At 65.5% G+C, this 23,189-nt stretch carries 33 protein-coding genes; 23 read left to right on the top strand and 10 right to left on the bottom strand.

All coding sequences use genetic code 11. The annotated features are described in order from the left end of the window. Positions 1 to 11: 11 nt before the first annotated feature. Positions 12 to 287: a cold-shock protein gene (locus ACFC0O_RS20565; RefSeq protein WP_375960073.1), complete on the bottom strand. Its 276-nt coding sequence runs from the start codon at positions 285 to 287 to the stop codon at positions 12 to 14. 162 nt (positions 288 to 449) lie between these two features. Here ACFC0O_RS20565 and ACFC0O_RS20560 point away from each other — a divergent pair, with 162 nt between their 5' ends. From ACFC0O_RS20560 to ACFC0O_RS20510, 11 genes are all read left to right on the top strand, one after another. Then, positions 450 to 1,577 carry a YbdK family carboxylate-amine ligase gene (locus tag ACFC0O_RS20560; RefSeq protein ID WP_375960071.1) on the top strand — a complete coding sequence of 376 codons (1,128 nt, stop codon included), beginning with the start codon at positions 450 to 452 and terminating at the stop codon, positions 1,575 to 1,577. 65 nt (positions 1,578 to 1,642) lie between these two features. Further along, positions 1,643 to 2,722, top strand: coding sequence for an iron-containing redox enzyme family protein (locus ACFC0O_RS20555; protein ID WP_375960069.1), 1,080 nt, complete (start codon positions 1,643 to 1,645; stop codon positions 2,720 to 2,722). Positions 2,723 to 2,739: 17 nt separating this feature from the next. Next, entirely contained in the window at positions 2,740 to 2,892 is a 153-nt protein-coding gene (locus ACFC0O_RS20550; protein ID WP_364644286.1) for a CDGSH iron-sulfur domain-containing protein, read from the top strand. Positions 2,893 to 2,931: 39 nt separating this feature from the next. Continuing rightward, positions 2,932 to 3,432: a flavin reductase family protein gene (locus tag ACFC0O_RS20545; protein WP_375960066.1), complete on the top strand. Its 501-nt coding sequence runs from the start codon at positions 2,932 to 2,934 to the stop codon at positions 3,430 to 3,432. Positions 3,433 to 3,544: 112 nt separating this feature from the next. After that, positions 3,545 to 4,273 carry a glycosyltransferase gene (locus tag ACFC0O_RS20540; RefSeq protein ID WP_375960064.1) on the top strand — a complete coding sequence of 243 codons (729 nt, stop codon included), beginning with the start codon at positions 3,545 to 3,547 and terminating at the stop codon, positions 4,271 to 4,273. Then, entirely contained in the window at positions 4,248 to 5,240 is a 993-nt protein-coding gene (locus tag ACFC0O_RS20535) for an acyl-CoA dehydrogenase family protein (protein ID WP_375960062.1), read from the top strand. The genes ACFC0O_RS20540 and ACFC0O_RS20535 overlap by 26 nt, the downstream gene beginning before the upstream one ends. Next, the gene (locus tag ACFC0O_RS20530) at positions 5,225 to 5,974 is read left to right on the top strand and encodes a PIG-L deacetylase family protein (RefSeq protein WP_375960060.1); all 750 of its coding nucleotides are present in this window, start codon (positions 5,225 to 5,227) and stop codon (positions 5,972 to 5,974) included. Before ACFC0O_RS20535 ends, ACFC0O_RS20530 begins: the two co-directional genes overlap by 16 nt. Beyond that, the gene (locus ACFC0O_RS20525) at positions 5,971 to 6,591 is read left to right on the top strand and encodes a class I SAM-dependent DNA methyltransferase (RefSeq protein WP_375960058.1); all 621 of its coding nucleotides are present in this window, start codon (positions 5,971 to 5,973) and stop codon (positions 6,589 to 6,591) included. Before ACFC0O_RS20530 ends, ACFC0O_RS20525 begins: the two co-directional genes overlap by 4 nt. Positions 6,592 to 6,790: 199 nt before the next feature. Further along, positions 6,791 to 7,090 (top strand): hypothetical protein, encoded by a 300-nt coding sequence (locus tag ACFC0O_RS20520; RefSeq protein ID WP_375960056.1) that lies wholly within the window; start codon positions 6,791 to 6,793, stop codon positions 7,088 to 7,090. A 57-nt stretch (positions 7,091 to 7,147) separates the two neighbouring features. Next, positions 7,148 to 7,615 (top strand): response regulator, encoded by a 468-nt coding sequence (locus tag ACFC0O_RS20515; protein ID WP_375960054.1) that lies wholly within the window; start codon positions 7,148 to 7,150, stop codon positions 7,613 to 7,615. 86 nt (positions 7,616 to 7,701) lie between these two features. Continuing rightward, positions 7,702 to 7,995 (top strand): hypothetical protein, encoded by a 294-nt coding sequence (locus tag ACFC0O_RS20510; RefSeq protein ID WP_375960052.1) that lies wholly within the window; start codon positions 7,702 to 7,704, stop codon positions 7,993 to 7,995. Between the two features lie 24 nt (positions 7,996 to 8,019). On the opposite strand, the gene ACFC0O_RS20505 is transcribed toward ACFC0O_RS20510, so the two are convergent. Continuing rightward, a complete protein-coding gene (locus ACFC0O_RS20505; RefSeq protein ID WP_375960050.1) occupies positions 8,020 to 9,012 on the bottom strand; it encodes a TIGR03557 family F420-dependent LLM class oxidoreductase in 993 nt (330 codons plus the stop codon). 199 nt (positions 9,013 to 9,211) lie between these two features. Between ACFC0O_RS20505 and ACFC0O_RS20500 the strand changes: the two genes are divergently transcribed. From ACFC0O_RS20500 to ACFC0O_RS20480, 5 genes are all read left to right on the top strand, one after another. After that, on the top strand, positions 9,212 to 9,760 hold the full coding sequence (locus ACFC0O_RS20500; RefSeq protein WP_375960048.1) for a hemerythrin domain-containing protein: 549 nt from the start codon (positions 9,212 to 9,214) through the stop codon (positions 9,758 to 9,760). 40 nt (positions 9,761 to 9,800) lie between these two features. Further along, on the top strand, positions 9,801 to 10,469 hold the full coding sequence (locus tag ACFC0O_RS20495) for a hypothetical protein (RefSeq protein WP_375960046.1): 669 nt from the start codon (positions 9,801 to 9,803) through the stop codon (positions 10,467 to 10,469). 61 nt (positions 10,470 to 10,530) lie between these two features. Then, complete coding sequence (locus tag ACFC0O_RS20490) at positions 10,531 to 11,331, top strand: alpha/beta fold hydrolase (RefSeq protein WP_375960044.1); 801 nt, start codon at positions 10,531 to 10,533, stop codon at positions 11,329 to 11,331. Continuing rightward, the gene (locus tag ACFC0O_RS20485) at positions 11,331 to 12,596 is read left to right on the top strand and encodes a PP2C family protein-serine/threonine phosphatase (protein WP_375960042.1); all 1,266 of its coding nucleotides are present in this window, start codon (positions 11,331 to 11,333) and stop codon (positions 12,594 to 12,596) included. Before ACFC0O_RS20490 ends, ACFC0O_RS20485 begins: the two co-directional genes overlap by 1 nt. Beyond that, positions 12,593 to 12,952 carry an STAS domain-containing protein gene (locus tag ACFC0O_RS20480; RefSeq protein ID WP_375960040.1) on the top strand — a complete coding sequence of 120 codons (360 nt, stop codon included), beginning with the start codon at positions 12,593 to 12,595 and terminating at the stop codon, positions 12,950 to 12,952. Before ACFC0O_RS20485 ends, ACFC0O_RS20480 begins: the two co-directional genes overlap by 4 nt. 1 nt (position 12,953) lies before the next feature. On the opposite strand, the gene ACFC0O_RS20475 is transcribed toward ACFC0O_RS20480, so the two are convergent. Beyond that, entirely contained in the window at positions 12,954 to 13,460 is a 507-nt protein-coding gene (locus ACFC0O_RS20475) for a MarR family winged helix-turn-helix transcriptional regulator (protein WP_375960038.1), read from the bottom strand. A gap of 97 nt (positions 13,461 to 13,557) precedes the next feature. On the opposite strand from ACFC0O_RS20475, the gene ACFC0O_RS20470 reads away from it, so the two are divergent. After that, complete coding sequence (locus ACFC0O_RS20470) at positions 13,558 to 15,195, top strand: DHA2 family efflux MFS transporter permease subunit (RefSeq protein WP_375960036.1); 1,638 nt, start codon at positions 13,558 to 13,560, stop codon at positions 15,193 to 15,195. A 78-nt stretch (positions 15,196 to 15,273) separates the two neighbouring features. On the opposite strand, the gene ACFC0O_RS20465 is transcribed toward ACFC0O_RS20470, so the two are convergent. Beyond that, positions 15,274 to 15,702 carry an SRPBCC domain-containing protein gene (locus ACFC0O_RS20465; RefSeq protein ID WP_375960034.1) on the bottom strand — a complete coding sequence of 143 codons (429 nt, stop codon included), beginning with the start codon at positions 15,700 to 15,702 and terminating at the stop codon, positions 15,274 to 15,276. A 163-nt stretch (positions 15,703 to 15,865) separates the two neighbouring features. Between ACFC0O_RS20465 and ACFC0O_RS20460 the strand changes: the two genes are divergently transcribed. Then, positions 15,866 to 16,669, top strand: coding sequence for an aminotransferase class IV family protein (locus tag ACFC0O_RS20460; RefSeq protein WP_375960032.1), 804 nt, complete (start codon positions 15,866 to 15,868; stop codon positions 16,667 to 16,669). Positions 16,670 to 16,710: 41 nt separating this feature from the next. Here the strand turns inward: ACFC0O_RS20460 and ACFC0O_RS20455 are convergent, their stop codons facing one another. The 3 genes from ACFC0O_RS20455 to ACFC0O_RS20445 are packed head-to-tail and all read right to left on the bottom strand — an operon-like array spanning position 16,711 to position 17,698. Next, positions 16,711 to 17,037, bottom strand: coding sequence for a DUF1048 domain-containing protein (locus tag ACFC0O_RS20455; protein WP_375960030.1), 327 nt, complete (start codon positions 17,035 to 17,037; stop codon positions 16,711 to 16,713). Between the two features lie 2 nt (positions 17,038 to 17,039). Next, positions 17,040 to 17,396 carry a DUF1048 domain-containing protein gene (locus tag ACFC0O_RS20450; protein WP_375960028.1) on the bottom strand — a complete coding sequence of 119 codons (357 nt, stop codon included), beginning with the start codon at positions 17,394 to 17,396 and terminating at the stop codon, positions 17,040 to 17,042. After that, a complete protein-coding gene (locus ACFC0O_RS20445) occupies positions 17,393 to 17,698 on the bottom strand; it encodes a PadR family transcriptional regulator (protein ID WP_375960774.1) in 306 nt (101 codons plus the stop codon). Before ACFC0O_RS20445 ends, ACFC0O_RS20450 begins: the two co-directional genes overlap by 4 nt. 227 nt (positions 17,699 to 17,925) lie before the next feature. On the opposite strand from ACFC0O_RS20445, the gene ACFC0O_RS20440 reads away from it, so the two are divergent. After that, positions 17,926 to 18,132 carry a hypothetical protein gene (locus ACFC0O_RS20440; RefSeq protein WP_375960026.1) on the top strand — a complete coding sequence of 69 codons (207 nt, stop codon included), beginning with the start codon at positions 17,926 to 17,928 and terminating at the stop codon, positions 18,130 to 18,132. Here ACFC0O_RS20440 and ACFC0O_RS20435 read toward each other — a convergent pair. Beyond that, positions 18,080 to 18,568 carry a DUF4383 domain-containing protein gene (locus tag ACFC0O_RS20435; RefSeq protein ID WP_375960025.1) on the bottom strand — a complete coding sequence of 163 codons (489 nt, stop codon included), beginning with the start codon at positions 18,566 to 18,568 and terminating at the stop codon, positions 18,080 to 18,082. The genes ACFC0O_RS20440 and ACFC0O_RS20435 overlap by 53 nt on opposite strands. Before the next feature lie 101 nt (positions 18,569 to 18,669). On the opposite strand from ACFC0O_RS20435, the gene ACFC0O_RS20430 reads away from it, so the two are divergent. Next, positions 18,670 to 19,230: a TetR/AcrR family transcriptional regulator gene (locus ACFC0O_RS20430; RefSeq protein ID WP_375960023.1), complete on the top strand. Its 561-nt coding sequence runs from the start codon at positions 18,670 to 18,672 to the stop codon at positions 19,228 to 19,230. 95 nt (positions 19,231 to 19,325) lie between these two features. Beyond that, positions 19,326 to 19,793 carry a hypothetical protein gene (locus ACFC0O_RS20425; protein WP_375960021.1) on the top strand — a complete coding sequence of 156 codons (468 nt, stop codon included), beginning with the start codon at positions 19,326 to 19,328 and terminating at the stop codon, positions 19,791 to 19,793. A gap of 23 nt (positions 19,794 to 19,816) precedes the next feature. Here ACFC0O_RS20425 and ACFC0O_RS20420 read toward each other — a convergent pair whose 3' ends face one another. Then, the gene (locus tag ACFC0O_RS20420; RefSeq protein WP_375960019.1) at positions 19,817 to 20,269 is read right to left on the bottom strand and encodes a MarR family winged helix-turn-helix transcriptional regulator; all 453 of its coding nucleotides are present in this window, start codon (positions 20,267 to 20,269) and stop codon (positions 19,817 to 19,819) included. A gap of 44 nt (positions 20,270 to 20,313) precedes the next feature. On the opposite strand from ACFC0O_RS20420, the gene ACFC0O_RS20415 reads away from it, so the two are divergent. Both ACFC0O_RS20415 and ACFC0O_RS20410 read left to right on the top strand, forming a co-directional pair. Next, positions 20,314 to 21,846 carry an FAD-dependent monooxygenase gene (locus ACFC0O_RS20415; protein ID WP_375960017.1) on the top strand — a complete coding sequence of 511 codons (1,533 nt, stop codon included), beginning with the start codon at positions 20,314 to 20,316 and terminating at the stop codon, positions 21,844 to 21,846. 13 nt (positions 21,847 to 21,859) lie between these two features. Next, complete coding sequence (locus tag ACFC0O_RS20410; RefSeq protein ID WP_375960015.1) at positions 21,860 to 22,402, top strand: GNAT family N-acetyltransferase; 543 nt, start codon at positions 21,860 to 21,862, stop codon at positions 22,400 to 22,402. A 21-nt stretch (positions 22,403 to 22,423) separates the two neighbouring features. On the opposite strand, the gene ACFC0O_RS20405 is transcribed toward ACFC0O_RS20410, so the two are convergent. Continuing rightward, positions 22,424 to 23,068: a TetR/AcrR family transcriptional regulator gene (locus ACFC0O_RS20405; protein ID WP_375960013.1), complete on the bottom strand. Its 645-nt coding sequence runs from the start codon at positions 23,066 to 23,068 to the stop codon at positions 22,424 to 22,426. Positions 23,069 to 23,189: the final 121 nt, after the last annotated feature.

Genomic DNA, 23,189 nt, shown 5'->3' with positions numbered 1-23,189 from the left:
CGAGCGAGGAACTAGCGGGGGAGCACCCACGTAGCGCGTGCGCCTCGTGCGTCCCGTTCGAAGCGGAACAGGACCGCTTGCCCTTCGGACAGCGTGCGGTATCCCGGTTGATCGATGCAGGAATGCTCGACGAATATGTTCCGGTCCGGTTGATCATCGGAGGCGAGGAAGCCGAATCCCTTCGCGGAGTCGAACCACAGCACGGTTCCGTGAATACGGTCGTCCGGTCCGGCATCGTCGCGGCGCGCGAGCTGCGGTGCGGGCGTGGGCACGGCTAGTAGAGGCACGGCAACTCCTGGGCGTCGGCTCAACTGGGTTCACTCGCTATACCCGGCTCGTCCCGGCCGAATCATGCTCGAGAACACACGATGTGCGAGCGTGCGACTGTTTCCAAGATCGCTGTCGGGGTATGGCCAGGTCATCAACCCTGCGGCGAAAGAGCGGTCCCGATGCGAGCGACGCGCACAATGGGTTTCGAAGAAGAGTTCCTGCTCCTGGACGCGGACGGGGCGGCGCAGCCGAAAGCCGAGGCCGTTCTCGGCTGGTTGCGCGCCAACCCCGCGCCCGGGGCGCTGCGGTTCGAACCCGAACTGCAACCGATCCAAGTCGAAGCCGTCAGCGCGGTCCATACCGATATGGCCGGGTTGCGCGCCGAACTGGTCGGTGCACGGGAGCGATTGGCGGCGGCGGCGAGCGAGTGCGGGGTGGCGGTGGTGCCGATCGGGACCGCGCCGCGACGCTGGGAGCTCGCGCCCGACGCGGCGATGGCCGAGCGCTACGCGTGTATCCAGGATCGATTCGAGGGTGCGATGCGGAGCTATACCGCGTGCGGCGCGCACGTGCATGTCGGGGTCGAGTCGCGCGATCTCGCTGTCGCGGTGATCAATCACCTGCGGCCGTGGCTGCCGACTTTGATTGCGGCGGGAGCCAATTCACCGTTTCACGGCGGCCGCGACTCCGGATACGACTCTTGGCGGATCGCCGAACAGAGCCGATTTCCCGGCTTCGGCCTGCCGCCGTACACGGGCTCGGCCGCGGACTACGACGAGCGAATCGCCACGCTGATCGACTGCGGTGTGCTGGTCGATGACCATATGTCGTTCTGGCTGGCCAGGCCCTCGGATGCCTATCCGACCGTCGAGATTCGCGCCGTCGACACCGCCGCGACGGTCGATGACGCGATCCTGCAAGCCGTGCTGTCGCGCGGGTTGGTGCACAAGGCCGTTCACGAACTGGCCGCCGGAATCGAGGGTCCGCGATTCGATGCCCAGCTGGGTGCGGCCGCGGTATGGTCGGCGGCCCGGTTCGGGCTCGCCGGTCGCGCGGTCGATCCGGTCGAGGGGGTTCGTGTCCCCGCGATACACCTGCTCGATCGCATGGTCGAGTGGATCTCCGAGGAACTCGAGGAGCTCGGCGATCTCGATCTGGCGCATCGGTTGCTGCGCACACTGCGATTCGCGGGCACCGGTGCCGATCGCCAACGCGCCGCCGCGCGTTCGGGCCTGGCCGGGCTGGTGGATTCGTTCCGCCTCGGCTGTGCGAGCGTGCCCGAACCGATGCCGGCCCTCGGCCCATGATTCATACCGTTCGAGCCGGGGTAGAGCGGCAAGACCCGCAGCCCGCGGAACCAACAGGAGTGTTTATGTACGAGACCCCATCCGAGATATCGGTATTGCCTTCGCCCCGTGGGCCACTGTCGCAGGGAGTCATCGGCGTGCTTCGCGGCGACGCCGAGCTCGACGGCGACGTGGTCGAGGAACTGCTTCGAATCGCCTCCACGGCAGCGCCTTACGGTGACGACCTGCATCTGACGTTGCACACCTGCTACGAATTGCATTATCGCGGTGTCGAATTCGTCGATCCTCGCTGGGAATGGGATCCGGACCTGCTGCGGGTGCGCGCGGGTCTCGAGCAGCGGTTCCTGACCACGTTGCGGCAGGACGTCACCGGCGGGGTCGACCTCGAGGGCGAGATCGCCGCATTGTTGATCGAGCCCGAAGACGGGATCGCCCGCTATCTCGCCGAGCAAGGCGAATGGCCGGAACTGCGCGAATTCTTGATTCACCGCTCGATCTATCACCACAAGGAAGCCGATCCGCACGCCTGGGTGATCCCGCGCCTGCACGGGGCGGCCAAAGCCGCGCTGGTGGCGCTCGAATTCGACGAGTTCGGCAGCGGCCATGCCGACCGCATGCATGCGCGGCTGTACGCCGATCTGCTCACCGGAGCCGGACTGAACCCGGGCTATCTGCACTACCTCGATGACGTGCCCGCGCCCATGCTCGCGCTGGTGAACCTGATGTCGCTGTTCGGATTACATCGCGATCTGCGTGGTGCGCTGATCGGGCAGCTCACCGCCGCGGAGATCACCTCCTCCCCGTCGGCGCGCCGAATGCTCGCGGCGCTGCGCCGGCTCGAGGCCGATCCGGCGTGTGAGCGGTTCTACGCCGAGCATGTCGAGGCGGACGCGGTCCACGAACAGGTCATGCGCCGCGAAGTCGTCGGCAACCTGCTCGCGGCCGAGCCGGAGTTGACCGAGTCGGTGGTGTTCGGAATCCAGGCTTCGAACCTGCTGGAGGACCATTTCAACGAACTTGTGCTGCACCATCATTGGCGCGCCGGCCAGAGTTCGCTGCTCCCATCGTTTTCATCGGAGGAAAGGATCGGTGATGCGCTGTGCCCGCCGAATCAGAGGCTACTGAATACCGCCGCGTCACACTGACCCGTGAGGGGCCCGCATTGATCGCGGGCCCGGTGGAACTGGTCACCGATGACGGCACCGTCATCCGCTCGGACCGCTTCGTCGTGGCGCTGTGCCTGTGCAAGCGGTCCCGCACCTACCCGCTGTGCGACACCAGCCACCGAAAACTTCGCAGGCCCGCTCGCTCGTGATTGAGTGTCATCGGACTTGTCGAACAGCGGGAGGTGCCGATGTCACAGGATCTTTCGAGGATCGCACGCAATTTCGATGCCGTCCTGGCCCAGGCCGACGGCCCGATGTGGGTGGTCACCGCGGTCGCCGGTGATCAGCGCGCGGGCTGTCTGGTCGGCTTCGCCTCGCAGGTCAGCATCGAACCGCGTCGTTTCCTGGTCTGCGTGTCCAAGGTCAACCACACCTATCGCATCGCCGAGGCAGCCAGGCATCTGGCCGTCCATCTGCTCGGCGCGGACGCCACCGCGCTGGCCGAGCTCTTCGGCGCCGAAACCGGTTCGGAAATAGACAAATTCGAGCATTGCGAATGGCAGCAGGGGCCGCACCGGCTACCGATTCTGGCGGGCGCGGCGGGCTGGTTCACCGGTGAGATCGTGCAGACCTCCGACTTCGGCGACCACGTCGGGTTCGTGCTGTCGCCCACCGCGGCGGAGCCCGCGACGACTACGAGTCTTCGATTCCACGCGGTCGCGGATCTGACACCTGGCCACCCGGCGTAGTCCTGACCATCTCCGAATACACCGTTGAGTCGGGAACGCCGTCGAAGTCGGCGGCGCGGCAATCTCCCCCCGTGGATCGTTTGTCGACGGACCTCGCGGGTAGACCGCAAGCATGATCATCCCGGAGGTCGCCGTGCCCGGCCCGCGCGCGATAGACGATGTCGTGATCGTGGTCCCGGCCCGTGATGAACAGCAACTGCTGCCGGATTGCCTCGATGCCCTGCATCGGTGCGCGGAGCAGGTGAGTGTCCCGGTCCGCATTCAGGTGGTGCTCGATGCGTGCACCGACGACTCCGCATCGATCGCCGAGGCCGCTGGGGCGAAGGTCAGCACCGTGACCGCGCACAATGTCGGGATCGCCCGTGCCGCCGGGTTCGCCGCGGCGGGCGCCGATCGCGGTGCCCGCACCTGGTTCGCCACCACCGACGCGGATTCCCGTGTCGATCGCTATTGGCTGGATCGTCAGCTGCGGTACGCCGATGCCGGTGCGGAGGTCGTGGCCGGGGTTGTCACGGTGACCGAGTGGGATCAGTACACCCCGCAGGTGCGCGCTCGCTACGAGCGGGCGTACCGGATGGGACGCGCGGCCGGTCATGTGCATGGTGCGAGTCTCGGTTTCCGAGCCGATACCTATTGGCGCACAGGAGGATTCGAACCGCGAAGCTCCGGCGAGGACGTGGAGTTCGTGCGCCGGGCGACCGCCTTGGGCGCGCGAGTGGCCTGGGCGGAGGATGTCGTGGCGGCGACGTCGGGGCGGCGATTCGGCCGCGCGCCCGGCGGGTTCGCCGCACATCTGCGGCGACTGGAGTCCTCGTATGCACCGGGAGCCGAAAGTGCGTGAGCGCTCCCGTGACCTCCGTGAGCGGCTGCGCCAGCTGTCGAGTTCGGGCTGCCTGGACCTCCCTTTCCCCGGCAGCGGGATGACGCTGCAGCGGTTTCGTGCACTCGCGGCAGCGAGTGCCGAGGACACCGTGCTGGGGCGCATGGTCGAGGCGCACGCCGACGCGGCCGCGATCCTGCACGAACTGGGTGGGCGGCCACCGGTGACCGGGCAGCTCTGGGGGGTCTGGGCGGCCGAGCCGCCCGAGCCGGTACTGCGCGCTCGCACGGGCTCCGCGGGCTGGGTGCTCGAAGGGCGCAAGCCGTGGTGCTCGGGTGCGAGCATCTGCAGCCACGCACTGGTCACCGCCCGTGATGGACAGCAGCGCCGCCTTTTCGCGGTGTCATTGTCCCAGCCCGCGATCCGACCGGTGCCCGATAGTTGGCACGCGGTGGGAATGCGCGAATCCGATTCCGGCGCGGTGGATTTCAACGGCGCTACGGCTACGGAGGTGGGTGCGCCGGGCGCCTATCTGGACCGCCCCGGGTTCTGGCACGGCGCGATCGGGGTGGCGGCGTGCTGGTACGGCAGTGCCTGCCAAGTGGCCCGGCCATTGCACGAGCGTGCGGCCAAGGGCAGGGCCGATGAGCACGCACTGGCGCATCTGGGCGCGGTGACCGCTGCCCTGTGTGCCGCGCGACTGGCGTTGGCCGCGGCGGCGGCGGACATCGACGCCGATCCCCGCGGCGACAGCCGACCCGCGCGTATCCGCGCCCGGACCGTTCGTGCCCTGGTCGAGGACGCGGCAACCACGACGGTGGATCGTGTCGGTCGCGCTGTGGGTGCCGGGCCGTTGTGCATGGATGCCGAGCATGCGAGGCGGGTCGCCGACCTCACGGTGTATGTGCGTCAAAGTCACGCGGAAGTCGATCTGGCCGACCTCGGCCGCGACGTCGCGGGAGAGGAATTCCCATGGCCGGACCTGTGATCGACGTGCGGGCCACCGGTGTTCCCGAGGAGCGGTGGGAGCAGTGGCGGCGCGACCGCGCACCCCTGCCGCTTCCGGGGGCGCCGCATCTGGTCGTCGTGGCCGCGCATCCCGATGACGAAACGCTCGGTGCGGGTGGACTTGTGGCGATGGCGCACGCGGCCGGCACGGCGATCACCATCGTCAATGTCACCGACGGCGAGGCGTCCCATCCGAATTCCCCCTCGCACAGCCCTTCCCGACTGGCCGCGATTCGCATCGACGAAGCCCGCAGTGCCGCAAGGGAGCTGGGTGCCGGTGCGCCCGTTCGCCTCGGCCTGCCCGATGGCGAGATCGCCGCGCACGAAGACGCGTTGACCGACGAACTGCGTGCGCTGCTCGATGGTTTCGGCGCGGGCGGGGCGGTCTGTGCGGCGACCTGGCGATACGACGGTCACCCGGACCACGAGGCGGTCGGGCGTGCTGCCGCCACGGCCTGTGGGGACACGAATACCGAACTGCTGCAGTACCCGGTGTGGATGTGGCAGTGGGCCAGCCCGGACGATGTGCGGCTGCGGTCGTGCACACCGGCGGTGCTGACATTGCCCCCGGCCGTGCAGGCCGCGAAATGTCGTGCCATATCGCACTTTCGCAGTCAGCTGCTGCCGTTGTCCGAGGACCCGGCCGACGCCGCGATCGTGCCGACCCACGTCCTGCGCCGATTCACCGGCCCGACCGAAACCTACTTCCGATGAGCCCGGCTCGGCTGCCGAACTCCTACTTCGAGCAGATGTACGCCGCCAGCACCGACCCCTGGCAGTTCACCACTCGCTGGTACGAGAAGCGCAAACGCGCACTCACCCTGGCGGCGCTACCGCGCCCGCGCTACCGGTCTGCGTTCGAACCCGGTTGCGGTATAGGCGTTCTGACCGTTGAGCTGGCCGGGCGCTGCGATCGGATCCTGGCCACCGACATCGTGGACGATGCCCTGCGCCGTGCGGCGGACAGGCTGGCCGGGGTGGCGGCAGCCGTTGACCTGCGGCGTTGGGGACTCGGGGATGACTGGCCCGCAGAGCATTTCGACCTCATCGTGCTGAGCGAGGTGTGCTACTACCTCGAAGCTCCTGCCCTGCGCACGGTCGTGGACGAGCTACTGGACCACCTCGAGTCCGACGGGGTCGTGCTCTGTGTGCACTGGCGTCACCCCGTGCCCGAGTATCCGCTGACAGGTGATGAGGTTCACGCCATCCTCGGGGGCCATCGCGGCCTGGCCGCCGTGGGGTCCTACCGCGACGACGACTTCCTGCTCGAGGTGTTCACGCCGGCGCGGTCCCCGCGTCATTCCGTGGCACAGCAGGAGGGCCTGGTCTGACGTCGGCGCGGTGGCCCGGGAACGGTTTGGTTCGCGTCGACGGGGTATGGCGACAGTGTCGGACTGTTCGGCCTGGTTTCGAGCTCGGTTCAGGTCGCGGCCGATGCTCACGGCGTACGCACCGTCACCGATGACTGCACCCTCAACGCGGAGGCACAGCGTCCAACGCCGTGAGCTCATCTACGAAGGGAGATTGCTCATGATGGTCGATCGACGAACGTCCGGAGAATCGTCGCCGCAGCCGCGCCCCACGCTTCATCACGCCGGGGAAGGCATCGAGGATGGCGTCAACGTCATCGGCATCGTGCTGGGCGGGTTGGGAATTGTCGCCCTGGGGTTGACGCTCGTCGCTGCCGGATACGGCTTCGCCGGGTGGGCGACGGTGGCGGGAATCGCCTGTGTCGTGCTGTTCTTGTCCAGCGCGGGAGTGATTTACGCTGAATGGCGCCGCCGCAGTGGTGACGAGCAGCCGGATCCCGAAGTCCGGCAGGGGCATTGAGTCGATACCTTGCCGACCGGTGTGGCCGGTCGTTTACGCCGTGCCTAGTATGCAGGGGTGCTTACTCGCGGTGAACCCATCGATATCCTGTTGGTCGAGGACGATGCCGGTGATGAGCTGATAACGCGAGAAGCGCTCCAGCACAATAAAGTCGGCAATGTCCTGCACGTGGTCCGTGATGGCCAGGAGGCGCTGGATTTTCTCTATCGTGCGGGCGAGTTCGCCGATGCTCCGCGCCCGGGCCTGATCCTGCTGGATCTGAATCTGCCCAAGTACGACGGTCGTGAGGTGTTGCAGCGCATCAAGTCCGATCCCGAGCTGTGCGCGATACCGGTGGTCGTGCTCACCACCTCCGCCGCGCAGGCCGATGTGCTGAACAGTTATCGCCATCACGCCAGCGCGTATATCACCAAGCCCGTGGACCTCGATCAATTCCTCGAGGCGGTCAGGAAGATCGACCACTTCTTCCTGCAGTTCGTCCGTTTGCCCGCACGCGAGCATCCTGCATTGCAAGCAAAATACTAATTCCGGCCACTGTGCCCGGCGGCGAAACTCCGCCCTGACCGGCCCGTCGCCCGAGAATCGGCGCACGTCGCGCCATGATGAATCGCATGACCGAACCCGTACGCGGATCCTCGGCACCCCTGCCCCTGCAGCAACAATTACGAGGCACCGCGGCCGCCGCACAGCACGCCGCCTGCGCCGTCATCGGCCGAGACGTCGACCTCTACTCCGAACTCGAATTGCAGATCGTGCTGTTCGACGAACTCGATCTGCCTCCCACCCCTGATTCGGCTACCGATACAGCGTCCCTGCGCGAGCTCTATGACAATGACCCGCACCCGTTTCTCGAGCATCTATTGGCCTATCGCGACACCATGGGCAGACTCGGCGATCTCGGGTGAATAGCCGATAGACGCTCGCTGGTGTCAGGAATCACCGTCCGCGGCACGTAGTTTCGCCAGCAGCGGGCCGGCGGCCTCTGCTAGGAACCGGTCCTGCTGTTCGTCACCGATCTGGACCAGAGCCAGATCGGTGAATCCGGCGTCCTGATACGGGCGCACCGCGGCGACGACGGCATCGAGGTCGGGACCGCAGGCGATGGTGTCGGCCACGTCCTGCGGGCGCACGAACTGGGTCGCGGCGGCGAACGCGGCCGGTGTCGGCAGATTCGAGTTCACGTCCCAACCGCCGGCGAACCATCGGAACTGCTCGTGCGCGCGGGCTATCGCCTTGTCGCGGTCGGTATCCCAGCTGATCGGCAGCTGGCCCGTCACCCTCGTCGTGGGCGCACCGGAACCGGCCACTCGCGCGCCGTGCCAGGCTCGGACCAGGTCCGCGTCGGGATCGGTGGTGATCATCTCATCGGCCAGGTCGGCGAAGCGTCGCACCGATCGGTCCCCGGACACCGCGACCGCGATCGGCACCGGTTCACGCGGCACATCCCAGAGCTTGGCCGCGTCGACCCGATACCAATTCCCGTGGCGGCTCACCGTATTACCGGAGAACAGATCGCGGATGATGCCGATGGCCTCCTCCAACCGGTCCTGGCGTTCGTCCAGGCCCGGCCAGCCCGCGCCGACGACATGCTCGTTGAGGCTTTCGCCGCTGCCCAGCCCGAGGGTGAACCGGCCGTCGGCGAGGATCTGCAAGGTCGCGGCCTGCTGAGCCACGACGGCGGGGTGATAGCGCAGGGTCGGACACGTCACGTACGTCATGAACGGGATGCGCTCGGTCGCCTGCGCGACCGCTCCGAGCATGGTCCACGCGTGCGGCGCATGGCCTTGTTCGGCGAGCCAGGGCGAATAATGATCGCTGCTGACCAGGAAGTCGAATCCGGCCTGTTCGGCGGCGACGGCATAGCGCACCAGTTCGCGCGGCCCGCTCTGCTCCGTCATCAAGGTGTATCCGAATCGGGTCATGGCCCGGCCCCTCTCACTCGATTGATGGATATCGACTGGCTACCCGCTACCGATCGGATGTATCGGGCGAACGAAAGGCAAAGCGCAGGACGGTTTTCCGCCGCGGCATGCCGCTACCGGCCGGTACGAAGGGTGTTTCGGTGTCGATCGAATGGGTAGCGCGATGGATATCCCTGCATTCGATACCGAAGGATGTTCGATGTCCGAAACGAATCACGAGGCAATCGACCTGCTATTGGCCCAGCACCGGCAGATCAGAGTCGCGTTGGATGAGGTGCGGTCCTCGTCCGGGAGTGAGAAGCGCGCGCGATTCGCCGACCTGGTGCGATTGCTCGCGGTGCACGAAACCGCCGAGGAACAGGTGGTGCACCCCGCGGTACGCCGCGTTCTGGACGATCCCGAGCTTGTCGCCGACCGGCTGCACGAAGAGCACGAGGCGAAGTACCTGCTGAACGGGCTGTACAAGATCGGTGCCGAGCACAAGGGTTTCGATACCGAGTTCGAGGTGTTCGCGGACAAGGTGATCGCGCACCTCGAGCTCGAGGAGACCGAGGAATTCGGGCTGGTGCTGGATTTGGTTCCGGCCGATGTGCGCGACCGGATGGCAGGTGCCATCGCCTTCGCCGAATTTCTCGCCCCACCCCTGGACCATTCCGGGGCCGAGGTAGTCGCCGAGCCGCCCCTGGAGGTCTTCGACCGGTTGCGCAACGGTTTGCGGGAATGGCGTCGCCAAGCCAGCATCGCCTGACCGCGCGATTGTTGTCGGACGGTTCGGGTTTGATGAGCCCGTGACCGTAAATGATGTGGCGCAACGCCTTCCGGCGATCGCCGAACTTCGGGACCTGTGCCGTTCGATGGCGATGCTCGAGGCGATCTTGAGCCCGGACTGGGTTGACCGGTACTACTCCTTCAACGCCGCGTGGGATGAAGGCCAGGAAATGGCGTCGATGCGCAACGGGTCGGGGGACGAGTACTCCATCGTGTTCTCCGCGGCCGGGGCGTATATCCGCGGGTTCGCCCATGAATCGCCGATGAGCCCGTATGCCAATGACGGTGAGCCCTGGCCCGGGGTGATCGACGAGGTTCCCGATGCCTTCACGCCTTTCGTGACCGAGCCCGCGTTCTCCGACCAGAACAAGGTGCCCGTGCTGACCGTCTGTCTGTGGCGTGCCGCGACCGATGATCGATGGCAGCACGGGGTGATCGAATTCCCTTTGGGTAGTGGTGATCTCGATGGATCGGCGGAGCTGTTCCAGCTATTGGTAGACCGATCGCCCGAAGCGTTCCAGCGCTTCGCCGAGGACTATTACGAGGTCGACGTGGACCTGAACGTGGTGCGCGCGGTCTATGACCTGCGTCCGCTGGATCAGGGGCTCGTATCGTCGTTGAACGCCGAGTTGACCCTGGCGGATCTGGCGGACGATCTCGCCGCGATCGGGTACCCGCACGCCGACTGAGATGCGGCCCGCGTCGTCGGTGGCGGCGAAGCGACCGCCGAAAGGTGGCAGGATGAGGTGAATGAGCGCGCGTAGCAGGAACAATGTGGTCGTCACGGGCGCTCTGGACGGTCCGACGGTGCTGTTGGCACACGGGTTCGGCTGCGATCAGCACATGTGGCGGTTGATCGTTCCGGCACTGGCTGAGCAATTCCGGGTGGTGCTGTTCGACCACGTGGGGGCCGGGCGATCGGATACCTCCGCGTGGACCGCGGATCGATACGCGAGTTTGGACGCGTATGCGCAGGACGTCGTCGAGATCTGCACCGAAATGGATTTGCGGGACGTTGTTCTCGTCGGGCATTCGGTGTCGGCGATGATCGCGGTGCTGGCCGCGAATCGAGCACCGGACAGGTTCGCGAAGCTGGTGCTGCTGACCCCCTCACCGCGCTACATCGACGACGGAGACTATCGCGGCGGATTCAGCGACGCCGATATCGCCGAACTGCTCGACTCACTCGATGCGAATTATCTGGGCTGGTCCAACGCCATGGCCCCGGTGATCATGGGCAATCCCGAGCGCCCCGAACTCGGGCAGGAGCTGACCGAGAGCTTCTGCCGCACCGATCCGAAGATCGCGCAGGTATTCGCCAAAGCCACCTTCCTGTCGGACAATCGCGCCGACCTGCCGAAGGTCAGCGTCGAAACCCTCGTGATCGAGACCGCGCAGGATGCCATCGCGCCGCGCGGGGTCGGCCGCTACGTGCACGAGAACATCTCCGGCAGTGTGCTTCTCACCCTCGACGCGACCGGTCACTGCCCGCAATTGAGCGCACCCGAGGCCACCGCGGCGGCCATCGTCGCCTTCGTGGGCACGAGATGATGTCCCGGACCGGCGACAGCACCAGCGGCCCGCACCTGCCGGGCGACGATAACGCCGATACCGTGTTCTCGGCCCTGCTCGAGGACAGCGCCGAGGATCTGTACGAGAACGCGCCCTGCGGATATCTGTCCACGCTGATGGACGGCACGATCGCGAAAATCAACGGCACGCTGCTGGGCTGGCTCGGTTACGAGCGCGAAAACCTAGTCGGGCGAAAGCATTTCGCCGATCTGCTCACCGTGGGCGGGCGCATCTACTACGAAACCCATATCTGGCCGATGCTGTCGATGCACGGTGAGGCGGGCGGGCTGGCGCTGGAGCTGGTGCGCGCGGACCGCTCGCGGCTCTCGATCCTGGTGACCTCGGTGGTCAAGGCCGGACCGGACGGCACTCCGCAGCTGATTCGCACCACGATCTTCGACGCCACCGATCGCCGCGCGTACGAGCAGGAATTGCAGCGCGCCCGCTATGCCGCGGATCTCGAACGTGAGAAGGCCGAGCGCGAACATCAGCGGGTCCAGAAGCTGGTCACCACCCTGCAACGCTCACTGTTGCCACCGGTGCTGCCGCAGGTGCCCGGGATGGAGGTCGCGGCCTACTATCATCCCGCCTCGGCCGAGAACGTGGGCGGCGATTTCTACGATCTGTTCCCTCTCGCCGGTGATCGCTGGGGATTCTTCCTCGGGGACGTCTCGGGTAAAGGCGCGTCCGCGGCGGCGGTGACATCTCTGACCCGCTACACACTGCGCGCGGCCGCGGTCTATGACCCGGACCCGATCGCGGTACTGGAGAACCTCAATACCGTTCTGCACCACCGCTATCGCAATGACGAACCCCGCTTCTGCACCGTCGTGTTCGGCTCTCTCACGCCCGGAATGGACGGCGCGGAACTGGTGCTGAGCACCGGGGGCCACACCCCCGCGGTCCTGGTTCGCGCCGACGGCACCACCACCCTGATCGAATATCGCGGCGGAATGCTCGTCGGCGCGGTCCGCAAGGCCAAGTTCACCAGCGTCGAAATCCGGCTGCTCCCAGGCGATACCGTGCTGTTCTACACCGATGGGCTCACCGAGGCCCGCACCCGCGGACGCGAACGCTTCAGCGAGGAACAACTACGCGACCTCGTCGCCGACCTCGGACCGACCACCGCGCCCGCATTGATCGAGGCGATCACCGCGGTGCTCGCCGGATTCGGTGACGGGGTCGACGATGACACTGCCCTACTCGCCATGAGCATTCCACCGGCCGGAGGCCAGCAAGCGTGAGCACCGATTTCACCGTCACCCAGCACACCGGTCCGGCGGGTCCGGTTCTCACCTTCACCGGTGAGCTCGACGCCGCGAGCTCACCGACCGCGTTCGAGGCCATTCGCGGGCTGGAACTCGTTGCCGCCCAACTGCTTCTGCTGGATTTGACCGAGCTAGGGTTCTGCGATTCGAGCGGGATCACCGCACTCCTGGCCGCCCACAACTGCGCCGAAGACGCCGATGCGGCAATGGCTTTGGTCGGCGTTCCGGACCAACTCGCGCGCATCTTCTCTCTGATCGGCCTGGACGGTATCTTCACCGTCTACCCGACCGTCGAGGACGCGCACAACGCTTGGACCGCCGACAGGTCGTGAGTCAGCTCTTGCGCGGAATCCGCTGTGCCTGTGGGGCACTGGGGGATTCGGCGAGCTGGGCGTTCATCGCTGCGGTCAGTTCGGTGAGGAAGCCGTCGAACTGACGCAGCTGCTCGGGGGAGTAGTGGGCCATCACCGCGTCCACGCGCTCGCCCAGGGGGCGGAAGAACTCATCGGCGAGATTCTGCACGTCGGCGCTGCTGCGTAGCGTCACCACGCGCCTATCGCTGCTGTCGCGCGTGCGCAGCACATGCCCGGCCTGTTCGAGCCGATTCAGCAGTGCGGTGGTCGCGGGCTGGGACAGTGCGATGCGCTCGCTCAGGCGCGCCGGGGACAGAAACACGCCGCGTTCCTCGGCGGCCAGGATCTCGATGAGGGCGTCGGCGTCGGTGGAATGCAGGCCGAGCCAGGCCGCGAATTGGCGGCTGAACTCGCGAAAGTTGGCGCCGTAGGCGCGCAGACCCTCGATGACCTGCTCCTGCTGCGCCCGGGTAGCCGGGTGGTTCATCGGCCCTGTCCACCTTTCTCCGGCCGGATCGGCACCGGCGACACCGTTTGACAACCTACCTCCATTGTAGATACTTTCACCATGGAATGATTCCACCATGGAAGTAGGGGATATGGACGAGACGACGGCGTCATCCCGTCGATGGCTCGGGTTGATCGCCATCGCCCTCGGCGTGGCCTTGATCGTGGTCGACACCACGATCGTGAACGTGATCATCCCGTCGATCATCGAGGGCTTGCATACGGGATCGACTCAGGCGCAATGGATTCAGGAGTCCTACGCGATCGTGTTCGCGGCGCTGCTGCTGGTGGTCGGGCGGATCGCGGACATCATCGGCGCGCGGCGGGTATTCGTCGCGGGCGTGGTCGTGTTCGGCGCGACCAGCATTCTGGCCGGACTCGCACCCGGTGGCGGGCTGCTGGTCATCGCACGATTCCTGCAGGGTGCCGGTGCGGCGATGATCCTGCCGACCTCACTGGCGCTGCTCAATGCCAACTTCACCGGCAAGGCGCGGGGCCAGGCGTTCGCGATCTGGGGTTCGACCATCGGCGCGGCCGCCGCACTGGGCCCGCTACTCGGTGGCTGGTTGGCTGAAAACGTTTCGTGGCGTTGGGCTTTCGGCATCAATGTGCCGCTGGCGGTGCTGATCGTGGTCGGCGTGCTGACCTGTGTCGCACCGTCGCCTCGGGTTCCGGGGCGTATGGATATCCTCGGATCGATCCTGTCGGTATTGGGCCTGGGCTTGTTGGCCTTCGGTCTGGTCGAGGGCCGCACCTATGGCTGGATCTCCACCACCCAGCCGCTGGATCTCGGCGGATTCTCTTGGGGCAGTGGACCTTCGCCGGTTCTGGTCGCGCTCGTACTGAGTGCCGCCGCACTGGGCGGATTCCTGTGGCGGCAAGCACAATTGCGTCGTGCCGGAGCCACCGACAAGGCGCTGATGGATCTGGGGCTGTTCTCGCTGGCCTCGTTCCGCAATGGCAACATCGCCACGCTGATCATCGGCCTGGGTGAATTCGGCATTGTCGCCGTGCTGCCGCTGTGGCTGCAATTCACCCTCGGCTACAGCGCTGTGCAAGCCGGTTTGGCGTTGGTGCCCATCGCGATCGGCAGTTTCATCGCCAGTGGTGCGAGCTTCGGTATGGCGGGCAAGGCCTCGCCGCTGAACCTGGTCCGGCTGGGATTGGCGCTCGAGGTGCTCGGGCTGGCCGGGCTCGCCCTGGTCGCCTCGACCGACAGCTCCTGGTGGTCACTCGCCCTGGTGCTGTGCCTGTACGGCGTCGGTGTCGGCTTCGCCACCGCGCAGGTCACCAATGTGGTGCTCGCCGACATCCCGGAGAACGACAACGGCCAGGCTTCGGGAATTCAGAGCGCGTTCCGCCAACTCGGATCCGCGCTCGGAATCGCCATCCTGACCACGGTGTTCTTCACGACGCTGAGTTCACAGGTCACCGACCATCTCGAGGCGGACGGTGTGCCCGCAGCGCAAGCCGAGCAGCATGCGCACGCGATCACCAATAGCGCGGGCGCGGCGATCGAAGGTTTCGCGGCTCAGCCGCAAACCCAGTCGATCGCCGATGCCGGACGGACCGCCATGACCGATGGCATCCATCTCGGTGGTTATCTCGCGGCAGGTTTCGTACTCCTGGGCTTGATCGCCACGGCTCTGATCCCGAAATCGGAAGTGAGCGAAGAGGGATCGAACAAGACTGCGGCCCCACCGGCGCACGTCTGACCGAGACAGACCCCGGCCCGCCATAGAGCGGGCCGGGGTTTCGCATTGCCAGGCACGCGCGGTGCCTTGCCCGTGACGCTATGAGCTCTCGGCAGCCTTCTTGATGCCACCGACCTGGGTCTCCCACATTCCGCGAGCGTGCGCGGCCTCATCCTCGCTGGCATTGTTGTCCTGGCTCAGCGTGAGATGGGTGCTTGACCCGTCGCCGGTCAGCTCGTAGGTGAGCGTGTGATAGTTCTCGGGCACATCCGGCTGGCCGGTGAGCGGGCTGTAGTGGGTCATCTTCAACAGACGACCGGGCTCGAACGATACGATCTCGCCCTTGTCCTCATACTGTTTGCCCTGGTACTCGCCCTTCCAGACGATCGGGCTGCCCACCTGCCAGTCGGTGCGCACCTGCGCCCCGAACCAGAGCTCGGTGAGCTGCTCGGGGTCGGTCAGGACGGTCCACACCTGCTCCGGCGAGGCGGTGATATCGGTTTCTGCGGTGGCGACATATCCGGTCATGATGCAACTCCCTTGGGTGGATTGCTTAGCTTCACCCTAGGAGCATGGTGCTCGGTGTTCTTGGACAAACGCGTCACGCGCATGGCGACCGGAGGCTGGTGGTGCCACACCCCGGATCACCGCGCACTGGTTGGGTTCGGCGTCCGGCGGCAGAGTCGCAGGTATGAACTCCTTTGTTGCTCAGCGCAATGGCCACCCGGTGGATGCGCAGGATCTGACTCCGCTGGCATTCGCCGGATATGCCCACTTCACCGCGATGCAGGTGCGGGACGGCAGGATTCGCGGACTCGATCTGCATCTCGATCGGTTGCGGGGCGCCTCGGCGCGGATGTTCGGCCGTGCCCTGCCGGACGAGCAGGTGCGAGCATATCTGCGGACCGCATTGGCGGACGGTCCGGCCGATCAGTCATTGACCGCGACGGTGTACTCGCCGGCGGGCGAATTCACGGTCGCCGGAACAGATGTCGAGCCCGAGATGCTGATTCGGACCGGGCCGCCGTCGTCGGGGCCGGACGGCCCGCTCGCGCTCGCGGCGATCGAGCACGAACGGACGCTGCCGAGCGTGAAGCACGTCGGCGAGGTGGCCAAGACGTACTACTTGCGTGAGGCTGTCGCCAAGGGTTTCGATGACGCCGCGTTCCTCGACCGTCAGGGACGCCTGAGCGAGGCGTCGATCTGGAATCTGGCCTTCTGGGATGGGTCCGCGGTGGTCTGGCCCGTCGCGGATATGTTGCGCGGCACCACATTGGGCATCGTGCGCAGGCAATTGGAGCGACTCGGGGTTGCCCAGCATGAGCGGGAAATCACCCTGGCGGACCTGCCCGCCCTGTCCGGAGCGGTGGTCATGAACTCGTGGAATCCGGGCATCGCCGTGCACCGAATCGAGTCGGTGTCGTTCGCCGAGACGGCACCGTTGGTGGAGCTACTGCACCGGGCCTACGAGGCCGAGCCACTTCTCGCGCCGTGAGTTGCCAGGTCCGAAGCTGTCCGCAGGGTCTCGGGCGTCGGTCACCGCACCTTCTTGGCGACCTCTTTGGCGACCGACTCCTGGTAGAGGTCGGCGTAGGTGGGGGAGTCCTTGATCAGGTCATCGCAGAAGGCGGCAACGTCTTCGCCGACGACCTGGCGGACTCCCTTGCCCGCCGCGACGCCTTCCTCGAAGAAATCGACGAGGCCCGAGAGCAGGTTCCCCTCGACCAGATCGACCGGGCCGACCTTGAACAGGTACTTCTGGATCTCGTTGTAGACGATCTGATAATCGGGCGGGAGCGCCTTGACCCGTGCCACGTGCGCCCGCCATTCGCGCTTGCCTTCGATGATGTCGCGGATTCCCATGGCTATTCTCCCAACCGGCCGAGTTTGGTCGCGACGTTCTTGTTCAACTGCTTTCGCCATTTGTCGCGGTAGGTCTTGGCTCCTTCTTCGCCCGCGATCGCGGCACAGAAGCCCTGGATGTCGTTGCCCAGAGCGTCCTGGACACTCTGCCCCTCGGCCGCTGATTCCTCGAGCAGTCCCAGGGCGCCGTCGAGGATCGGCATCAGATTGCGACCCGAGAAGTCCGAGTACACAGCCAGATTGGCCTTGATCTCGTCCCACGCCGCTCGATACTCGGCCGGCAGAACCTCCGCTCGCGCGTCGAAGGCCCCGTATTCCCTGGTGAGGTCGCTACCGGTGACTTTCTCCCAGAAGTTCATTTGCTGTCCTTGAGGTCATTGATGCGAGATGAGACGAATTCCCATTTCGCCCAGAAGGTTGCGAGTTCCGCGCGTCCGGAGTCATTGAGCGCGTAGAACTTTCGCGGCGGGCCGACCTCGGAGGGTCGCTTCGACACGTCGACCAGCTTGTTCTTCTCCAGTCGCAGCAGGATGGCATACACCGTCCCCTCGATCACATCGGTGAAACCGAGGTCATTCAATCGGCGGGTAATGGCGTAGCCGTATGTCTCCTCGGCCCCGATGATCTGCAGCACACAGCCTTCGAGCGTGCCCTTCAACATCTCCGTCAAGTTGTCCGTGGCAATCCTCCTTCGATCCCGAGCGCACTATACTGTGTCACTGACTACCACTAGACTGTAACACAGAGTAGCTGGGTGGGGATGCGTCAAGGAGTCGGAAAAATGCGCTCGCTCGATGGTTGTGGAAGCGTCAGGAGCCGCAACGCATTCGAGTTCGGTTGCCAGAATCTAGGATTCGGAGTCTGGATTCATAAGAAGAGGCAGCGGTCATGGGTATCGTCGGCGGAAAGATCTGCCTGTCGTCAGTCCACGTGTTCTGGTCGTCGGACGACGAAGTGTTCGTCGCCCGATCCGATCGTCATCCGGATCTGATCGCTCGCGACGAATGGTCCTCGCTCGCGGCAATGGAAGCCTTGATCGATCTCATCGAACAGCAACGGCCGCAGGACTATTCGGCCGATCGCCCTGCCGCGTGAGGCATACGCCGATGGCAATGACGATGCTGCCTTCGATGGTGTGCACGATATTGCCGAAGGTGTCCACCGCCATCATGTGCACGACATGGTCGCCACCGGCGAATCCCAATGCGGCGATGAGTAGATAGAACGGGCCGCACACCCAGGTGTAGCGCTGGGCGCGGGCGCGCACAGGTGCCAGGGCGAGTCCCGCTATGCCCGTGATCAGGTGGAACAGGGCGTGCCAGCCGTTGACGGTGACGGGGATGAAGCCGAGGAATTGGATCGTGCAGGCATGCATGTCCCCGCCGAAAGCCATATCGGGGTAGATCCCGAAGGCGATGACGCCGTTGAGGGTGAACCACGCGCCGATCAGGAAAACGGCGAACTGCCAAGGCGTTTCGAGGACTGCGGTGACGTAGCGCAGTGCCAGGGCGCGGAAGGTGGCGAAAGACATGGGGGTCCTGTTCGTCGGGCAGCGAGTTCGCTAAGTCGATCGTCTTATTTTGCGAGTGGAGTATGTTCTAGGTCGATCGACTTAGTCAAGATGATGGAGGGATGCAGGTGGCGCGCGATACCCGCAGGCAGATGATCGAGCAGGCCGCGCTGCTGTTCCGGGGCCGCGGGTACGGCGCGACCGGCATCCGGGAGATCGCCACTTCGGCCGGGGCCCATCGCGGGGTGATCTATCACCACTTCCCGCGCGGCAAAACCGAAGTGGCGGAGGAAGTCCTGGCCGCCACTGATGCCACCGTCGGTGCCTATATCGAATCCTGGTGCACCGCACAGCAACCGCTCTCGGCGATGCGGGCGATTATCGCCGGTGCCAAGATGATCATGGCCAGTGGCGAACACCCGCCGGGCTGTCCCGTCGCCGCGATCACGATCGGCGCGGGACCCGATGATGAGGCGCTACGTGAGGCCGCACGTGCCATCTTCGAGCGCTGGCAGCATGCGTTCCGAGACTGCCTGCGGCGCAATGGAACACCCGATCACGAGGCGGCGAATATCGCGACACTGCTGATCGCGGGTATAGAAGGCGCATTGGTCCTGTGCCGAGCCGAAGGAAGCAATGCACCCCTTGATCGCGTCGCCGCGGCTCTCGAGCCCCTGCTCTGAACCTTCGTTCGATGGGCCTTTCGAAAGGGCCTGTAGTGCAATGTGATTCGGAGTATCGTTTGCCGAGTTCAGATTCCACGAGGGTGAGGTGGCTGATGGCCGGCAGTCCGCGGAGTTTCCGCAACGTCACTCAGTACTGTGTATTCGTCGACTCCGACGCCCTCAAATTTGCTGTGGTGCTGGACATTCTGTCGCGCAACGAGGTGCAGCGCACTGTGCTGTATGTCAATGACTCGGCGCGCGCGAAGCTTGTTGTGAACAGGTTTGCGGAGAAGGGCTATACGGTGCGATGCCGGTCCGACGATTCGAGCGTCGACCAGGCGGCGATCGCCGAGTTCAACTCGGGCCTGATTCGATTCCTGGCCGCCCCGCACTCGATGGTCTTCGACGGTTCGGTCCCGTTCGTGGTGAATTTCGATCTGCCACCCGACGTGGATACGTACGCCGCGTGCGTGGCCGACGATTCCGGGCGCCGCAAGACTGTCATCAGTTTTGTTCTCCCATCGGACAAAGACCGCCTCGACGCCATGAACCTCGATATCAGCACGCTGGCTCTGGGCTGAATTCGACGCCCGCACGACGAGGACTATCCCGTCGAGTCGATGTCCTTCCGGCGGTCGAGATTGTCGCCGATTCGCGTCAGCAACTGCTTCAAGGTGTCGATCTCCGCGGCGGTGAATCCCGTGACGGCGCGATCGTTGAGCGCGCTCAGGCTCTCGGTCGCCGCGGTCAGTTGGGCATCGGTTCCGGGGGTCAGTGAGATGGCCTGACTACGTGCATCGCGCGGATGCGGTGTGCGTCGGATGAGACCGTCGCGGTCCATGCGGGTGAGCAGCTGGGCCATGGAGGGCTGTTCGATCCCGGCCGCGTCGGCCAACTCCTTCTGGGTCAGCTCGGGGCCCTCGTGCAATAGGGCGAGCACTGGAACCTGGGCGTAGCGCAGGCCCAGGGGTTTGAGCGCGCTATCGGCATCGCGAGCGAAGGCGCGGGCGGCGCGATTGATCAGCTGGGCCAGGCTCGGTGTGGTGATCGGAGTCATATCTTCCTTTACATAGGGTCCTATGTGGAGTTACATAGGATCCTATGAACACTAACTCTTCGGCTTCGAAAGCCCAAGTTGTCATCGCCGGTGCCGGGCCGACCGGTCTGATGCTCGCCGCCGAACTACGCCTCGGCGGTGTGGATGTGGTCGTGGTGGAGCGGCGCGCCTCCGGCACGGTCGGCGAGTCCCGTGCGCCCGGCATCAACGCCCGCAGCGTCGAAATCCTTACCCAGCGTGGTCTCGGCGAAGAATTCCAGCGCCTCGGCAAGACCCTGCCCGGCGTGCTGTTCTCCGGAATCCCCATGGCCCCACAGGATCTCGACCCCGGCTGGCCAGCCGCGATGATCCTGCCGCAACACCAGACCGAACGGATCCTAACCACGCGCGCCGTGGAACTCGGCGCGCGATTCGAATGGTCCACCAGTGTCGTGGACCTGCGCCAGGACGAGCACGGGGTCGAGGTTTCCGTCGATGGACCATCCGGACCCGGCACGATTCGCGCGGACTATCTCGTCGGTGCGGACGGCGGACACAGTGCCGTGCGCCGCCTCTGTGATATCGCATTTCCCGGCGACGACCCCGTGTCCTGGTGGGTTGTCGGGGATGTGCAACTCGATTCCCCGCCCGACGGCCGCGGTGTGTTCGGCCGCAACGAACATATCGGCACGTACCAGATCTCCCGCGCCGAACCCGGCTGGTTCCGCCTGAGCATGATGCGCGCCACCCCACCCGCCGACCGCGCAGCACCAGTCACCCTGGACGAGCTGCGCGAGGTCATGCGCGACGGCCTGGGCACGGACTACGGCCTGAGTGGAGCACGGTGGATGTCCCGATTCTCCGACGGATTCCGTCAGATCACCGACTACCGGCACGGCCGCGTGTTCCTCGCGGGCGACGCCGGGCACACCCATTCCCCGATCGGCGGACAGGGATTGAACCTCGGCATCCAGGACGCGGTGAACCTGGGCTGGAAACTCGCCGCCGTACTCAATCACGGTGCACCCGAGGCGCTTTTGGACACCTATCACCAGGAACGGCACCCGATCGCCGCCGCCGTCCTGCAACTGACCAAGGCCCAAACTGCGCTCATCAAGCCCGGTGCCCAGAACGACGCCTTGCGCACTGTGGTCACCGATATGCTCGCCGTCCCCGAAACCTGCCTCCACCTGAGCGGAATCCTCAGTGGTCTCGACCTGCGCTACCCCCTCGGCGACACCCACCCGCTCCTGGGCCGCCGCATGCCCAACCTGACCCTTCCCCTGAAGGAAAGCGCCACAACGATTTTCGACCTCCTGCGTCCGGCCCGCCCACTACTGATCAACCTCGGCACCGAGGCCCTGACCGCCGTCCCCGCCGCATGGTCCGACCGCGTCGACTACATCGAAACCCACATCCCCGCGAGCGACTGGAATATGCCTGTCTTCGGCGAGATCCCGCCCTGCGAAGCAATTTTCATCCGCCCCGACGGCTACGTCGCCTGGGTCAACCCCGCCGGCACCCCGCTGTCCCCCGACGCTCTGACCGCGACCTTGGAACAGTGGGTCGGCACATCCGCCGATGCCATCACCGTCTGACTAGGTTGGAATCGTGGCGTACACGGCGTTCCCCTCGAGTCTGATAGCCGAACGACTCCGATTGCGCCCCTGGCTACCCACCGACGCGCAAGCCCATCGCGCACTGTGGGCCGAGCGGGATCCACGCGCCCGCAACAGAATCGACGCCGCCGGGCACCCAACGGTCCAGGAGATGCGCGACTGGGCGATAGCCAATCCCCTCGGCAGCGCCCGCGGCCTCAGCTTGCTTCCCGTCGAGCGCCGAGACACCGGCGAGTTCATCGGCTACTGCGGCCTGATCATCGGTCAGGGAACCTACGACGAACCAGAGATCGCCTACGAACTCGCCCAACGCTTCCACGGGTTCGGCTACGCCACCGAGGCGGCACGCGCTGTCGTCGAGGCAGCGGCACACACTGGCCGACAACGGTTATGGGCAACGGTCCGCGAATGGAACGCCCCGTCATTGCGTGTTCTGGCAAAGCTCGACTTCTACAACAGTGGCCGCATCGATCCCGACCCCGACCGCGGCGATTCGATCTGGATGACACGCGTACTCGAACCACCGCACACGTAATACGTACTCGGGGAATGTCTTTCAGGGATTTGTCGAGGGCATATCGATTCCGGCTCCGAGCCCCCGGACGATGAGTTCGCGGATGGTCCGGGCGAGGCTCTCCATGGCTTGCGGGCTCGGATCGCGTAATTGGTACATCACCGCGGCGAAGAGCATGCCGTTGACCGCGCGGGCGGCACTTTCGACATCGAGGTCGGCGCGGAAGTAGCCGGCGTCGACGCCGTGCTGGAGGTAGGTCGCCTGGATGGCGGCGGCGAGGTCGTAGAAGGTCAGGACTCGCTCGGCCATTTCGTCGTCCACGGCGGCGGCCTGCAAGAGCAGCAGGCGCGTGGCGCGTGGGTCGGCGGTGAAGACTCCGGTCAGGGACTCGCCGATGTGGTCGGCCTGGCGGCGATAGTCGCCCAGGGTGGTGGGGGAGTCCGGCGGTTGTGCGGCCAGGGCGATCGTCAGGCGTTCGACCAGATCGTCGATGACCTGGTCGATGATGTCGCGTTTGCTCTGGAAGTACAGGTAGAAGGTGCCCTGGGCGATGCCCACCCGCTTGGCGATATGCGTGATGGACGTGCCGTGGTAGCCGCGTTCGGCGAAGCATTCGAAGGCGGCGTCGAGGATATCGCGCCGGGTTTCCTGCTTACGACGTTCCACGCGGGATAGGGGCTGGGCCATGCGGCGATGGTAGACGAGTCAGTAAATGAATCAATCGTCAGTTGTTGACTGCTGAGTCATTTTCGCGTTTTATACCCGTTATGACACACACCATCGCGCTCACGGTCGGCGACCGCGCTCA

Origin of the sequence: Nocardia sp. NPDC056100, assembly GCF_042266325.1 — a bacterium.
Classification (GTDB): Bacteria; Actinomycetota; Actinomycetes; order Mycobacteriales; family Mycobacteriaceae; genus Nocardia.
Note: the sequence above shows the minus strand (reverse complement) of the source record. Positions and strands in the feature narration are given on the sequence as shown.